The following is a 12,734-nucleotide window of genomic DNA, read 5'->3' as shown; positions in this document are numbered from 1 at the left end:
ACATCGGGACGATTTCGCGCCGTGACGGTGGCCACCATCATGAAAGCCCGCCCTGGATTGGCCCTTGGAGCCTTCCCCGAGGACAATGGCGATGTGAACGCCCAATCTGATACCAACACTGTGGGAACGCAGGCGCCCGTGGCACGCACGGATGCCGGTCCCGAGGGAGTGCCAATGGCTGACGAGTCCGGAGTGATGCTCCCGGGGTCCAGGGAAGAGATGCGCTTCCTGCGGAAGAACTCGAACTGGGTCAATATGATCATTGCGATCTTCGCCTGCCTGGCCGTCGTCGCAGTGGTTCTGCTGATCGCCCCTCAGCCAGAGGTCGACTCTCAGCGTGTGGTCGACTACCAGACGATTGCGGAGCAGTCCCAGGACAGTGCCGACTTCGATCTCATCGTGCCTGAAATCCCGAGTGGGTGGACATCGAACGAGGCGAACTTGGACCGTGTGGGCGAATCCGACCACACGTCCTGGTATATGTCCTTCGTCGGAACTGAGCGGCAATGGGTGAGCATTGAGCAGGCCAAGGCCACCGAGAAATGGGCCGAGAATCAAGTCGACGAAGATGCGATTGCAGCTGAGACGGTGACCGTCGGCGGCTCCGACTTCCAGGTCTATCGGACAGACGACGCCAAAGAATATTGGGTCACAGGCAAGGGCGACAACTTCGTCGTCATCACTGCAATCGCGACGCCCGACACCATCGACGCCTTCGCGAAGCAGGTCGCTGAACAACTGAGCTGAGGCTCAGTCATCCTCGTCCGAGGATTCTTCCCGCGCCTTGTCGAGGCGCTCACGTGCCCCATCGAGCCATCCCTGGCAACGGTCGGCCAGGGCTTCGCCGCGCTCCCACAGGCTCAGTGAGTCCTCCAATGGAAGATTTCCAGCTTCGAGTCGTTTGACGATTCCGACCAGTTCTTCACGTGCCTGTTCGTAGCTGAGGGTGCTGATGTCGGCCTGGTTCTGCTGGGCTGCTGGTTCTGTCATGATTGCGTCCTTTGCGGGATTGTTTGAGCCGATGTCTGATCGAATGTGGTGGGGCCGGGCGTTGTCATCATTCGGTTGCCTAGCTGCCATCTGTGCTCTCCTGTGCGGCCGTCACCTCGGCATCGAAGCGGCCGTGAGCGACACGCACGTGGACGCCGTCGCCGGCTTTGACCTCATCCGAGTCTCTGATGGCCTGGCCGTCATCGCTTTGAACGACGGCGTAGCCGCGTTCGAGCGTCCGTAACGGGGAGAGTGAGCGTGCTTGTGAACGCAGGTGGTTGATCTCGGTCTGCCCCTGCATGATGCGGGTCGTCGTCGCCTGAAGGCTGCGTCGACGGACCAGCCGCAGCTGCTCTTCGTGGGCGGTCACCATAGTCTGCGGCTCGGCCAGCACCGGACGTGATCGGACTGAGGTGAGCATCTCCTGCTCCCGGTCGATGATCCGGTTGACGGCGGCATCGAGTTCCGCCCGCGCGCGCAGCAGGTTCATTGCTTCTTCGGCCACATCCGGCACGATGCGTTTGGCTGCGTCGGTGGGAGTCGACGCTCTGATATCGGCAACTTCATCGAGGATCGGGCGGTCGGCCTCGTGGCCGATCGCCGACACGACGGGAGTGCTCGCCTCAGACACGGCCCGGACCAGGGCCTCGTTGGAGAACGGCAACAGGTCTTCCATGCTCCCACCGCCGCGAGCGATGACGATGATGTCGATCTGCGGGTCGGCATCGAGTTCGGCGAGATTCTTCATTACCCCCGGCACAGCGTCGGGGCCCTGGACAGCGCAGTTGCGGATCTCGAACTCGGCGGCCGGCCAGCGCAGGGCGACGTTGCGAACGACGTCCTTCTGCGCGTCGGAGTCCCGGCCGGTGATGAGGCCGATCCGATTGGGCAGGAACGGCAGGCGTTTCTTCCGATTCGGATCGAACAGTCCCTCCGCGCCGAGCTGTTTCTTCAGTCGCTCGAGCCGGGCCAGCAGCTCACCGAGGCCGACAGCCCGGATGTCATTGGCCCGCATGGTCAGACGACCGGTCTTCGTCCAGAAATCTGCCTTGAGGTTGGCGACGACATGGCTGCCCTCCGACAGCGGAGCTCCAGTGCGGTCGAGCACGTTCTTCCAGATCTGGACCGGCAACGACATTTCGACGTCGTTATCGCGCAGAGTCAGGTAGCTGGCCTTGCCGCGGTGATTGAGCTCGACAACCTGTCCCTCGATCCACACACTCGACATGCGGTCGATATAGGATTTCATCTTGCTTGAGAGCAGACTCAGGGGCCACGGGTTCTCCGCCGTCGTCTCACCTGCCGTCGCAGCCAGTTCCTGAGCGTCGACTGTTTCGCCGAGGGTTCCGGGAGTGCCGGAAATTCGTTTCGCCATGTTGTCTCCCCTTCCAATCCACCACCCTAACGAACGGTGGTGACATGGCGAATCATCGCCGCGCAGGAACTCAGGCGATCGGGGATGGAATCCGGGTGGTGGGAGCGTGTGATGTGGATTGCTTCACCTTTGTAGCCGTTGTTCAGGTGCCCGGCCTAAACTGAGCTTGTGACTGCCGTATCTGTACCCATGCCCACCATTCCGCGCAAGCGTATTGCTCCGGAGGACATCCGGACGCCCGAAGGTGCTGACCAGAAGGTGCTTCTGGCTGCCCCGCGCGGATACTGTGCCGGAGTTGACCGCGCAGTGATCGCCGTCGAGCGCGCACTCGAGCACTATGGTGCTCCCGTCTACGTTCGCAAGGAGATTGTGCACAACCGTCATGTGGTCGACACCCTCTCCGAACGCGGCGCCGTCTTCGTCAACGAGACTGATGAAGTTCCCGAGGGTGCTCGACTTGTGTTCTCCGCGCACGGTGTGTCTCCTGCGGTGCACGCCGAGGCGGCCGCTCGTGAGCTGTCCACGATCGATGCCACATGCCCACTGGTGACGAAGGTCCACCGCGAGGCAGTTCGATTCGCCCGTGACGGTTACAGAATTCTTCTGGTCGGCCACGCAGGTCACGAAGAGGTCGAAGGCACGATGGGAGAGGCTCCCGACGACATCACGCTGATCCAGAACCCTGAGGAAGCCAAGACTGTCGAGATCGGCAATGCAGAGAGCCTGGTCTGGCTCTCACAGACGACGTTGAGTGTCGACGAGACGATGGAGACGGTCAACATTCTGCGGGAACGGTTCCCCCACCTGCAGGACCCTCCAAGCGACGACATCTGCTATGCCACCTCGAACCGGCAGGTGGCCGTGAAGAAGATCGCCCCGCAGTCCGATCTGGTGCTGGTTGTCGGCTCAGCCAATTCGTCGAACTCCGTGCGTCTGGTCGAAGTTGCTCTGGAGCACGGGGCCAGGGACGCACGACGCGTCGATTTCGCTCGAGAGGTCGACGAGTCCTGGTTCCATGATGTCGCAACGGTCGGCGTGACCTCAGGAGCGAGCGTGCCGGAAGGGCTGGTCCAGGACCTTCTCAAGCTGTTGGGCGAGTACGGCTTCGGCTCGGTCGAGGAAATCGTCACAGCGGAGGAAGACATCATGTTCTCCCTGCCGCGCGAACTGCGCAAGGATCTCAAGGCCGCCGGGAAGAAGACATCGAACAAACGTGATGGCGCTGACCGGGATCACGACCTGATCTGATCTGATCGGTACCTGGTCTAATCGGAGCCCGTGCGGCGACGTCTCAGATCAGTCGTATCCTGTGCTGCGAATGAATCCTGTCCCGCAGTGCTTGGCCGTGTAAGTTCTTCAGCACTGACTCCGCGGCTGCGTGAGTCGAGCTCAGCAACTGCATCGAGTTCGGTGGCAACGATTCCCGTGTTCGGAAATTTTCGGGCAGTGACGAGGAACCGCGACTCCAGTGAAGAGACGAAACGATTGTAGTCCTCAACCGATCGATCCAGACTCGATCCCATCCGCGTCACGTGCGTGACCAGAGTGCCGATGCGTTCGTAGAGTTCGGTGCCGAGTTTGAGCACCTCGGCCGCGGACGTGCTCATGTCCGCCTGTCGCCAATTGAGCGCCACGGTCTTGAGCAGAACCAGAAGCGTGGCGGGGGAGGCGAGTACGACGTTCTTGCCGAGAGCATGATCAATCATCTTCGGATAGGTGGACGCTGCCGAGGACAGCAGCCCGTCCGTGGGGACGAAGCAGACAACGAAGTCCGGGGCCGAGTCGAAGGACTTCCAATACTCCTTGGATGCCAGCGAATCGATGTGTCGCAGCAGCGCGCGAGCATGATCATCGGCGTTGGAATCAGTACTGTCCATCCGGGCAGACAGTGGGGTTTTGGCGTCGATGATGATCGTTCCGCCGCCGGGTAGGTTCACGGTCATGTCGGGGCGATGGCGTTTGCCATCACGCACACTGCTGACCTGAGTCTCGAAATCCACGTGGGGGAGGAGGCCTGCATATTCGACGATGCGTTTGAGCTGGACCTCGCCCCAGTCTCCACGTTGAGTCGTCGAATTCAGTGCGCTTGCCAGTGATCCGGTGGACTCCTGCAGTCTGAGGTTCTGTTGGCTCAGGTGCCCGATCTGCGTATTGAGGCGCGTAATCTGTTCCAGTTGTGTTCGGTCCTGGGACTGAAGGTTCTCCTGCAGGTGATTGACACTTGCCGCCAACGGACCGATGGCCGCGGTGATCTCACCAGCCATCTGCGCATCGGCTTCCAAATCCTCTGTCCGGCTGGTGAGAATCCGAGACGTAGTCTCCGCTCTCGTGAGTCGCTCAATATAGCGAGAACGCGCGTGCGCGCGCCCGAGGAGGAAGCCGAGGACGACGCTGATGATGATCGCCAGGATGAGGACGACGATCACTCCTGTGGCGGGGAAAGAGTTCATGACTCAAGCGTGACAGACGGCACTGACACGAGATTTAGACCCGCACCTCGGCGCCGGGATAGACTTAGCTACCGTGGCTCTAACTATCGGAATCGTGGGACTGCCCAATGTCGGCAAGTCGACCATGTTTAATGCATTGACCAAGAACCAAGTTCTCGCGGCGAACTACCCGTTCGCGACGATCGAACCCAACGTTGGCGTGGTGCCGTTGCCTGACGCGCGACTGACTCGATTGGCAGAGATCTTCAGCTCGGAGCGAATCCTCAACGCAACAGTCGACTTCGTCGATATCGCAGGGATCGTCCGCGGCGCATCCGAAGGTGAGGGGCTGGGCAATCAGTTCCTGGCCAACATCCGCGAGGCTGAAGCGATCTGCCAGGTCATCCGTGGCTTCGTCGATGACGACGTGATCCACGTCGAAGGAAAGATCAGCCCAGCTGATGACATCGACACCATCAACACCGAGCTCATCCTCGCCGACCTCCAGACCTTGGAAAAAGCGCGGCCGCGGATCGAGAAGGAAGTCAAAGGCAAACGGGCGCCGGCAGAGCAGCTGGCTGCCATCGACGCCGCTGTCGAGATCCTCGAGAGTGGAAAGACTCTCTATCAGGCGATGCAGGCCGACAAGTTCGACGTCACCGAGCTGCGCGAGCTGCAGCTGATGACCGTCAAGCCGTTCCTCTACGTCTTCAACGTCGATGACGATGTGCTCGCTGACGAAGAGAAGAAGGCAGAGATGCGTGCATTGGTGGCACCTGTCGAAGCGATTTTCCTTGACGCCAAGTTCGAGTCGGAACTCGCCGAGCTCGACGCCGAGGAAGCCCTCGAGATGCTGGAATCCACCGGTCAGGACGAAGCCGGTCTGGACAAGCTGGCACGAGTCGGATTCGACACATTGGGCCTGCAGACCTACCTGACGGCCGGTCCTAAGGAATCCCGTGCCTGGACCATTCCGAAGGGCGCAACCGCCCCTGAAGCCGCCGGCGTTATTCACACCGACTTCCAAAAGGGCTTCATCAAGGCCGAGGTCGTCTCCTTCGATGACCTCGATGCCAACGGTTCGATGGCCGCAGCCAAATCAGCCGGCAAGGTCCGGATGGAAGGCAAGGAATACGTGATGGTCGACGGCGACGTGGTGGAATTTAGGTTTAACGTATAGCGTTAATGACGGTGTCCGTTATACACTGGACTCGTGATCAGATCGTTCGGCAGCAAGGACACCGAGCACATCTGGCATGAGCAGTACGTCAAGCGCGTTGATCGGATGGTGCAGCGGGCGACCTTGTGGAAGCTCGAGCTGATCCATGCGGTGAAGGATGTCGAGGACCTCCGGGTCCTGCCAGGCAACCGCCTGGAGCGTCCGGTCGGCGACCGACGCGGGCAGCATAGCATCCGCGTGAACGCGCAATGGCGTCTCTGCTTCGTCTGGAGAGATGGAGGTGCGGACGATGTCTAACTCGTCGACTACCACTGAGAGCGACCTGATCGAGCCGATCCACCCTGGAAAGATCCTGATGGAGGATTTCATCGAGGGCTTCGGGATCACTCAAAACAAGCTCGCGGTGTCGATCGGTGTGCCGCCGCGGCGGATCAACGAGATCGTGCACGGCAAGCGGGGCATCACGGCCGATACCGCGATCCGTCTGGCGAGGTACTTCGGGACGTCCGAGGAGTTGTGGATGAACCTGCAGTCAAACTACGAGCTGCGGCTCCAGCGTCGGGCGCTGCGTGACAAGGTCGCCGCGATCAAGCCGTTGCGGGTGGCTTGAGTTTGTCTGTCCAGGCAGACCTGTTCGGCCAGCGCCGGTACTCCGTGCGCTTCGACTGGGGGCCTCGAGGTGCGCGGGCTGTCGGTGCTGAAGTGAACGTCATCGTCGACGTGTTGAGCTTCTCGACGTCTGTGTGAGTGGCTGTCGAACGCGGGATGAGCGTTTTCCATACCGGTGGAAGGGTGTGGATGCCGAAGCGTTCGCCCGGGAGCGCGATGCCGGACTGGCCGTTGGCCGGCTGGAGGCCGCTGCGCCAGGTTCGCCGTCGGCGATCCCTGCGTCTATTGCGAACAAGCTCCACATTGCCATGGCATCCTGCCGGCGGCCGCTCTGCATGTGCTCGCGCGCGAAGAGAAGGTGAAGCACTGCCTGTGCGCCCACGATCTGCCACCGCCGGTGCGATGACTGACCGGCGGTGATCGTGAGGCCAAGAGTCTGGTCTGCAGCCCCGAGTACGCGTCGGGTTCGGACTTCAGCGTCCGTCAATCTGAGCCACCGCCCTCCCGAGAGAGGTGCGATGGTCATCGGCTTGCTGAGTCCAAAATATGCCGTCAGGGGTTCAGGACCTTGTGACAGAGAGCTCCTCACGAACGATGCTCGTTCCCGCGCTCAGCGCGCTCAACTTCCCGAGGGCGACATCCCGCGAGAACGGCGCCATGCCGCAGTTTGTGCTCGGGATGAGGTTGTCCGAGTCGACGAATTTGAGCGCCTTGCGCAGGGTGTCGGCAACTTCCTCCGGAGTCTCGATGGTCTCATTCGCCACGTCGATGGCCCCGAGCATGACCTTTTTGCCGCGGATGAGCTCGATGAGGTCCATCGGGACACGGGAGTTATGGCACTCCAGTGAGACGATGTCGATGGTCGACTGCCGCAGGAGCGGGAACGATTCCTCGTACTGGCGCCATTCTGACCCGAGGGTTGCTTTCCAGTCATTGTTTGCAGTGATCCCGTAGCCGTAGCAGATGTGCACGGCGGTTTCCGCGCGCAGTCCTTCCGCAGCTCGCTCCAGCGTGGCAATTCCCCAGTCCTTCATCTCGTCGAAGAAGACATTGAAGGCAGGCTCGTCGAACTGGATGATGTCCACTCCGGCTGCTTCCAGGTCCCGCGCCTCCTGATTGAGAACTGCGGCGAACTCCCAGGCCAATTTCTCGCGGCTCTTGTAATAGCCGTCGTAGAGCGTGTCGATCATAGTCATCGGGCCGGGGAGCGCCCATTTGATCGGTTGGTCGGTCTGCTGCCGGAGGAACTTCGCGTCGTCGGCGAACACTGGCTTCTCACGGCTCACTGCGCCGACCACGGTAGGCACGCTTGCGTCATAGCGATCACGGATTCGAACCGTCTCCCGCTTCTCGAAATCAACGCCGTTGAGGTGTTCGATGAATGTGGTGACGAAATGCTGTCGGGTCTGTTCTCCGTCGCTGACGATATCGATGCCGCGGTTGGTCTGCTCGTGGACTGCGATACGCAGGGCATCACGTCTGCCCTCGGCCAGGTCATCGCCCTGCAGATTCCACGGTGACCAGAGGATCTCAGGCTGTGCGAGCCATGACGGCTTCGGCAGGCTGCCGACGATCGAAGTGGGCAATAGTGTCGGCGTCATCGATTCTTCTCCTGTGCTCATGCAGCTGGAATGGGATAGTTGGCGGCCCACTGTTCGAGCATTTCCCGGTGTGGGTTGATGAAAGCCTCCGCCGTGTACTTTCCCTGCTTGATTGCAAGCTGACTACGTTCGGCGCGATCGTAGGCAATCGGTGTCTCCGAGAAGTCCTGCCGCTTCAGCGTCGGCCGGTAGGTCGCCTCGGCGGCCACGTGCGCATTGTAGATCTCCGGTCGATAGATCCTTTGGAAGGTCTCCATCGTGCTGATCGTGCCGATGAGCTGCAGATTGGAATAGTCGTTGAGGAGATCGCCGCGAAAATAGAACGCAAGCGGCGCGACACTGCCGGGCGGCATGAAGTATCTCACCTGCAGTCCCATCTTTCCGAAGTAGTCGTCGGTCAGCGAATACTCGTCCTGCTGGTACTCCACGCCGAGGATCGGATGGTGATTCTCGGTGCGATGGTACGTCTTGCTCGTCGACACACTGATGCAGACCACGGGTGCCGCCCGGAAGCGTTCCCGATATGCTGCGGAATCGAGGAAGTGCTGGAACAGTTTGCCGTGGAGATCGCCGAAGTCGTCGGGGACGGTGAATTCGCTCGCAGCATCGTTGACCGCTGGAAGTCGCACGCTGAAATCGAAATCGCGGACGTAGGACGAGAAGTTGTTTCCCACGATCCCGGGGTGGCGGTCACCAGTCCTTCGATCGACGATTTGGATGTCCAGAACCTCGAGCAATGGGAATTCCTGATCGCCGTCTGCAGCCCTGAACTGGAGCTCCCCGGAGACGATCTCGAGGTCGACGGTGTAGCGGTCCCTATCGGGGTTGTCCCAGTGGGCGAGGTCGTTGAACCGGCGATTGATAGTCGTCAGGGTGTTGCGGAGGTTCTGCCGACGATGCTCGCCCCTGGCGAGGTTCGCGAAGTTCGTCGTGGCTCGTGAACTATCCGATGGCGAGTAGTGCTCGTCGAATCGGGTGGTAGTGATGCTGAATGTGAACTCGGTTGTCATGGACGTCCAATTCCGTAATCGATCGGCCGGGCTCGGCCATGCGGAGGTCTTCGAAACCATCCTGCAGGCAACGGGCGGATATCGGGTAACTTGGCTCAACTATGGATTCATATAGTCTTTATCTATGGCCCGAGGATTGAGAAGCATCACGCTGCTGCAGCTCCACTACTTCATCGAGGTCGCGGCGGAGGGCTCGATCACGGCCGCTGCTGATCTGCTCTATGTCTCCCAGCCGACGATGTCTGCAGCTATGAAGGATCTTGAGACCCGGGTGGGTCGGGCGTTGCTCTTCCGATCCGCCCGCGGGGTGACGCTCACTGTTGATGGTGCGGAGTTCCTCGGCTATGCGAGGCAAGTCGTTGAGCAGGCGGAGCTCCTCGAGCAGCATTATCTCGGGCGGCCCCCGTCGCGACGTCTACTCGGGGTATCGGCGCAGCACTACTCGTTCGTGGTCGATGCGTTCGTGCGGATGGTCAAGGCCAGCGATGCGGCCGAGTATGAGTTCTCGCTGCGTGAGACTCGCACCTGGGACATCATCGAAGATGTTCGCACGCTCCGCAGTGAGCTCGGCATTCTTTACCGGAACGACTTCAACCAGAAGGTCATCGACAAACTGCTGCGGGACTCCGGACTTGTCTTTCACCCGCTTTTCGTTGCAGTCCCGCACATCTTCATCTCCCGGAAGAACCCGCTTGCCGCCCGAGATCGCGTCACCCTCGACGATCTCGCCGACGTACCACGGCTCACCTTCGATCAGGGAGCGAACAACTCGTTCTACTTCGCCGAGGAGATCCTGTCGACTTTGTCGAGTAAGCAGGAGATCCGGGTCTCCGACCGTGCGACGATCTTCAATCTCATGATCGGGCTCGACGGCTACACGATCTCGACGGGCATCATCAGCGATGACCTCGATCCAGAGATCGTCGCGATTCCGCTCGACGTCGACGAACGCATCGAGATCGGCTGGATCGACCATTCCGGGATCCCGCTCACCGAGCAAGCGCGACGCTACCTCGAAGAAGTGCGGGCCGTCATCACGGGTTTCGGTCTCGAACTGCTCGGCTAGCTCCGAGAATGCTGTCTGCGTCCATGATGCTCGTGCGCAAGGGCGATTGCTCACCTAACCGGATCATGTCCTGCGCTAGAGTGACCCCTGGCGTCAGCATATGATCGCAACGATGAGATCTGATGCAGGTGGAGTGTCAACCTGGAAGATCGAAAGTTGAGGACAGAAGATGACCAACAGCACGAGTTCGCTGCCGCACTCGGAAAGAGGGGGCGTCGCGAAAGTATTCCGGGTAATGGTCCTCGTCCTCGGTCTCATACTGGGCGTGATTGCAGCGATCTTCGGACTCGCATCGCTGATTCCCGGGCTTGGGCCACTCAGCACGGTTGCGGCTCGGTTCGCGCCCACCGTGGCACCGATAACGGCTCTGGCAGGACTGATCGTGCTCCTCGTCGGAATCGTCGCTATGCGCAGGGGGCGTCGGCGCACAGGTGCAGTCACGACAGGGCTCGGCGGTATCGGCGCGGTCGCTAACATCGCTGTGGTTATAGTTCTCGTCGGTGCCATCACGTCGGCCGGCGGATCGGTCAACCTGTTCACCGCGACGTTCGGGCTCTCCGCAATGGACGCGGCGTCGCCCGACCGTCAGGAGGTGTTTGACAAGACCAGCACGGGGGATGACCTCTCCCTCTCGATCTACGAGCCGAAGAACGCGAAAGGCTCGACACCGACTATCATGGCCGTCCACGGTGGCGGCTGGATCGCGGGTGAGCCAGATGCAGTGAGCTCAGAGCTTCGCACCTTGGCTGACCACGGCTACTTGGTGGTGGCGGTCGAATACGAACTTGCCACCAAGGACAACGCGACCTGGCAGAGTGCGCCCTCGCAGGTTGCGTGCGCCGCGAGCTGGATTCAGGACCACTCCGACACGCTCGGTGCAGATATGGATCGTCTCGCGTTCTGGGGTGAGAGCTCCGGCGGAAACCTGGTCGCCAACACCGCCGGCGCCGCAGCGGACGGTACCGCTGAGTCGTCGTGTGGTGGGAACGTCCCCGTTCCCGCCGCGGTGGTCGCCGACTACCCTGCGTTCGACGTGACGGGCCTCTACGAGAACGCCCCTGCAGGTCCGGGCGCGGGCACAGGGTCGCGCATATTTGCGACCAGTTACACGGGTGGTACCCCCGAGGAATTCTCGAAACGCTACGCCGCAGTGAATTCTTCCGCGCACCTCACAGCTGCGGCCCCGCCGACGCTCGTGATGACCGCGATGCGTGATGACGTCATCATCCCTGCTGACCAATTCGCGTGGATCGACGCTGCCCGAGACCGTGGAGTCGACGTCGAGACTGTGCAGATTCCACTCGCGAACCACGCCTACTCTCAGAAAGCGAAGAACTCCATCGGCAGCCAGGGGCACCTCAGCATCGCAGAAGCCTACCTATCGGAACAACTTCGATAACCCGGCAGTGCAGGCTCGGCAAGCACCTTGGCGACTTAGCGTGAAAATCTGTCTCGGGTGGCTGTTGGATAACAGAGGCTGACGCAATCACTGTTGAGCGTTCATGAGCGAGCGCAGTGCTATCGTGCCGTATGGCCACCATCAGAGTGAACGGCGTCGACCTTGGTATAGAGAGCTTCGGCCGCGAAGAGGATCCCCTTGTGCTGCTCGCCGGCGGAACCACGATGTTGTCGTGGCCCGACGCGCTCTGCGAACGCGTGGCCGAGGGTGGGCGCAGAGTCGTTCGCTACGACCTGCGTGATTCGGGTGCTTCAACCACCAAAGACCCGGATAACCCGACGTACGACCTGCGTGATCTTGCCGATGATGCCGCAGACCTCGTCGCAGCTCTCGGCGCAGTGTCCGCCCATCTCGGCGGGCAAGGTGTCGGAGGCATGGTCGCCCAAGTTGCTGCGCTGGATCATCCGGAGTCATTTTCGGCACTGACGCTGGTGAGTACCCGACCGGTTGCGCCTGGCCCTGTCGACGATGACCTGCCGGACCATGACCAGACGGTGATGTCTGCCGTGTTCTCGAGTCCTCAGCCTGATTGGAACAACCGTCGAGCCGTAGCCGAGTATGCAGCTGGCAGCGCCGCTCTTCTGGGCAACGATCCCGCACAGGCTCTCGAGATCGCAGCACGGATCTGGGACCGAACTCCGAAATCGGGACCCGCGGTCCACCAGGCGAATCAGTTGGGCATGACCTTCTCCCGGATCGACTGCTCACCACGCTGGCGAGAGCGCCTCGGTGACCTGCGAATACCGAGTCTGGTCGTCCATGGTCGAGCCGACCCCTTCTTTCCCGTCGGCAACGGTGAAGCGCTTGCCGCAGAGATCCCTGAAGCGCAGCTGTTGATCCATGAAGATATGGGAACACAGATACCGGAATGGGCGACCGGCGACATCGCGACCACTATGCTCAGCCTCTGAACCCGAATGGAATCCCTTGGTCCAGCCCTTCGACCGCTGGCTGGACCGTCCAGGTGGCCATATCTTGGCGGAGGAAAGGAGCGGTGACGAAGGCAGGGGAGCAG

Annotated in this window: 14 protein-coding genes; 9 read left to right on the top strand and 5 right to left on the bottom strand. The window is 60.9% G+C overall.

Annotated elements, in window-relative coordinates:
- Positions 1-39 precede the first annotated feature (39 nt).
- Positions 40-747 carry a DUF4245 domain-containing protein gene (locus tag HX613_RS19545; RefSeq protein ID WP_235346853.1) on the top strand — a complete coding sequence of 236 codons (708 nt, stop codon included), beginning with the start codon at positions 40-42 and terminating at the stop codon, positions 745-747.
- 3 nt (positions 748-750) lie between these two features.
- Here HX613_RS19545 and HX613_RS19540 read toward each other — a convergent pair whose 3' ends face one another.
- Positions 751-990: an exodeoxyribonuclease VII small subunit gene (locus tag HX613_RS19540; protein WP_235346852.1), complete on the bottom strand. Its 240-nt coding sequence runs from the start codon at positions 988-990 to the stop codon at positions 751-753.
- 79 nt (positions 991-1,069) lie between these two features.
- Complete coding sequence (gene xseA, locus HX613_RS19535) at positions 1,070-2,365, bottom strand: exodeoxyribonuclease VII large subunit (RefSeq protein ID WP_235346851.1); 1,296 nt, start codon at positions 2,363-2,365, stop codon at positions 1,070-1,072.
- A gap of 189 nt (positions 2,366-2,554) precedes the next feature.
- Here xseA and HX613_RS19530 point away from each other — a divergent pair, with 189 nt between their 5' ends.
- The gene (locus tag HX613_RS19530; protein WP_235346941.1) at positions 2,555-3,613 is read left to right on the top strand and encodes a 4-hydroxy-3-methylbut-2-enyl diphosphate reductase; all 1,059 of its coding nucleotides are present in this window, start codon (positions 2,555-2,557) and stop codon (positions 3,611-3,613) included.
- Positions 3,614-3,630: 17 nt separating this feature from the next.
- Here the strand turns inward: HX613_RS19530 and HX613_RS19525 are convergent, their stop codons facing one another.
- Positions 3,631-4,815, bottom strand: a complete 1,185-nt coding sequence (locus tag HX613_RS19525) for a DNA recombination protein RmuC (RefSeq protein WP_235343899.1) — start codon at positions 4,813-4,815, stop codon at positions 3,631-3,633.
- Between the two features lie 73 nt (positions 4,816-4,888).
- On the opposite strand from HX613_RS19525, the gene ychF reads away from it, so the two are divergent.
- The 4 genes from ychF to HX613_RS19505 are packed head-to-tail and all read left to right on the top strand — an operon-like array spanning position 4,889 to position 6,721.
- Positions 4,889-5,974, top strand: a complete 1,086-nt coding sequence (ychF, locus tag HX613_RS19520) for a redox-regulated ATPase YchF (protein ID WP_235343898.1) — start codon at positions 4,889-4,891, stop codon at positions 5,972-5,974.
- Between the two features lie 33 nt (positions 5,975-6,007).
- The gene (locus HX613_RS19515; protein WP_235343897.1) at positions 6,008-6,271 is read left to right on the top strand and encodes a type II toxin-antitoxin system RelE/ParE family toxin; all 264 of its coding nucleotides are present in this window, start codon (positions 6,008-6,010) and stop codon (positions 6,269-6,271) included.
- Positions 6,264-6,584, top strand: a complete 321-nt coding sequence (locus tag HX613_RS19510) for a HigA family addiction module antitoxin (protein ID WP_235343905.1) — start codon at positions 6,264-6,266, stop codon at positions 6,582-6,584. The genes HX613_RS19515 and HX613_RS19510 overlap by 8 nt, the downstream gene beginning before the upstream one ends.
- A complete protein-coding gene (locus HX613_RS19505; protein ID WP_235343896.1) occupies positions 6,581-6,721 on the top strand; it encodes a hypothetical protein in 141 nt (46 codons plus the stop codon). The genes HX613_RS19510 and HX613_RS19505 overlap by 4 nt, the downstream gene beginning before the upstream one ends.
- Positions 6,722-7,143: 422 nt before the next feature.
- Here the strand turns inward: HX613_RS19505 and HX613_RS19500 are convergent, their stop codons facing one another.
- Positions 7,144-8,184: a methionine synthase gene (locus HX613_RS19500; protein ID WP_235343907.1), complete on the bottom strand. Its 1,041-nt coding sequence runs from the start codon at positions 8,182-8,184 to the stop codon at positions 7,144-7,146.
- Positions 8,185-8,201: 17 nt separating this feature from the next.
- Complete coding sequence (locus tag HX613_RS19495; protein ID WP_235343903.1) at positions 8,202-9,194, bottom strand: putative oxygenase MesX; 993 nt, start codon at positions 9,192-9,194, stop codon at positions 8,202-8,204.
- Between the two features lie 124 nt (positions 9,195-9,318).
- Between HX613_RS19495 and HX613_RS19490 the strand changes: the two genes are divergently transcribed.
- The 3 genes from HX613_RS19490 (at position 9,319) to HX613_RS19480 (ending at position 12,630) form a co-directional block, all read left to right on the top strand.
- On the top strand, positions 9,319-10,260 hold the full coding sequence (locus HX613_RS19490; RefSeq protein WP_235343902.1) for a LysR family transcriptional regulator: 942 nt from the start codon (positions 9,319-9,321) through the stop codon (positions 10,258-10,260).
- 169 nt (positions 10,261-10,429) lie between these two features.
- Positions 10,430-11,659 (top strand): alpha/beta hydrolase, encoded by a 1,230-nt coding sequence (locus HX613_RS19485; protein WP_235346850.1) that lies wholly within the window; start codon positions 10,430-10,432, stop codon positions 11,657-11,659.
- A gap of 131 nt (positions 11,660-11,790) precedes the next feature.
- On the top strand, positions 11,791-12,630 hold the full coding sequence (locus tag HX613_RS19480) for an alpha/beta fold hydrolase (protein ID WP_235346849.1): 840 nt from the start codon (positions 11,791-11,793) through the stop codon (positions 12,628-12,630).
- Positions 12,631-12,734: the final 104 nt, after the last annotated feature.

The organism is Brevibacterium sp. UCMA 11754 (assembly GCF_021532275.1).
GTDB lineage: Bacteria > Actinomycetota > Actinomycetes > Actinomycetales > Brevibacteriaceae > Brevibacterium.
This window is presented reverse-complemented; position numbering and strand designations above follow the sequence as displayed.

Bases quoted from the DNA above. Each gene is read 5' to 3' on its own strand.
- HX613_RS19545 (WP_235346853.1), top strand. From the start codon at position 40: ATGAAAGCCCGCCCTGGATTGGCCCTTGGAGCCTTCCCCGAGGACAAT.
- HX613_RS19540 (WP_235346852.1), bottom strand. From the start codon at position 990: ATGACAGAACCAGCAGCCCAGCAGAACCAGGCCGACATCAGCACCCTC.
- xseA (WP_235346851.1), bottom strand. From the start codon at position 2,365: ATGGCGAAACGAATTTCCGGCACTCCCGGAACCCTCGGCGAAACAGTC.
- HX613_RS19530 (WP_235346941.1), top strand. From the start codon at position 2,555: ATGCCCACCATTCCGCGCAAGCGTATTGCTCCGGAGGACATCCGGACG.
- HX613_RS19525 (WP_235343899.1), bottom strand. From the start codon at position 4,815: ATGAACTCTTTCCCCGCCACAGGAGTGATCGTCGTCCTCATCCTGGCG.
- HX613_RS19510 (WP_235343905.1), top strand. From the start codon at position 6,264: ATGTCTAACTCGTCGACTACCACTGAGAGCGACCTGATCGAGCCGATC.
- HX613_RS19500 (WP_235343907.1), bottom strand. From the start codon at position 8,184: ATGACGCCGACACTATTGCCCACTTCGATCGTCGGCAGCCTGCCGAAG.
- HX613_RS19495 (WP_235343903.1), bottom strand. From the start codon at position 9,194: ATGACAACCGAGTTCACATTCAGCATCACTACCACCCGATTCGACGAG.
- HX613_RS19490 (WP_235343902.1), top strand. From the start codon at position 9,319: ATGGCCCGAGGATTGAGAAGCATCACGCTGCTGCAGCTCCACTACTTC.
- HX613_RS19485 (WP_235346850.1), top strand. From the start codon at position 10,430: ATGACCAACAGCACGAGTTCGCTGCCGCACTCGGAAAGAGGGGGCGTC.
- HX613_RS19480 (WP_235346849.1), top strand. From the start codon at position 11,791: ATGGCCACCATCAGAGTGAACGGCGTCGACCTTGGTATAGAGAGCTTC.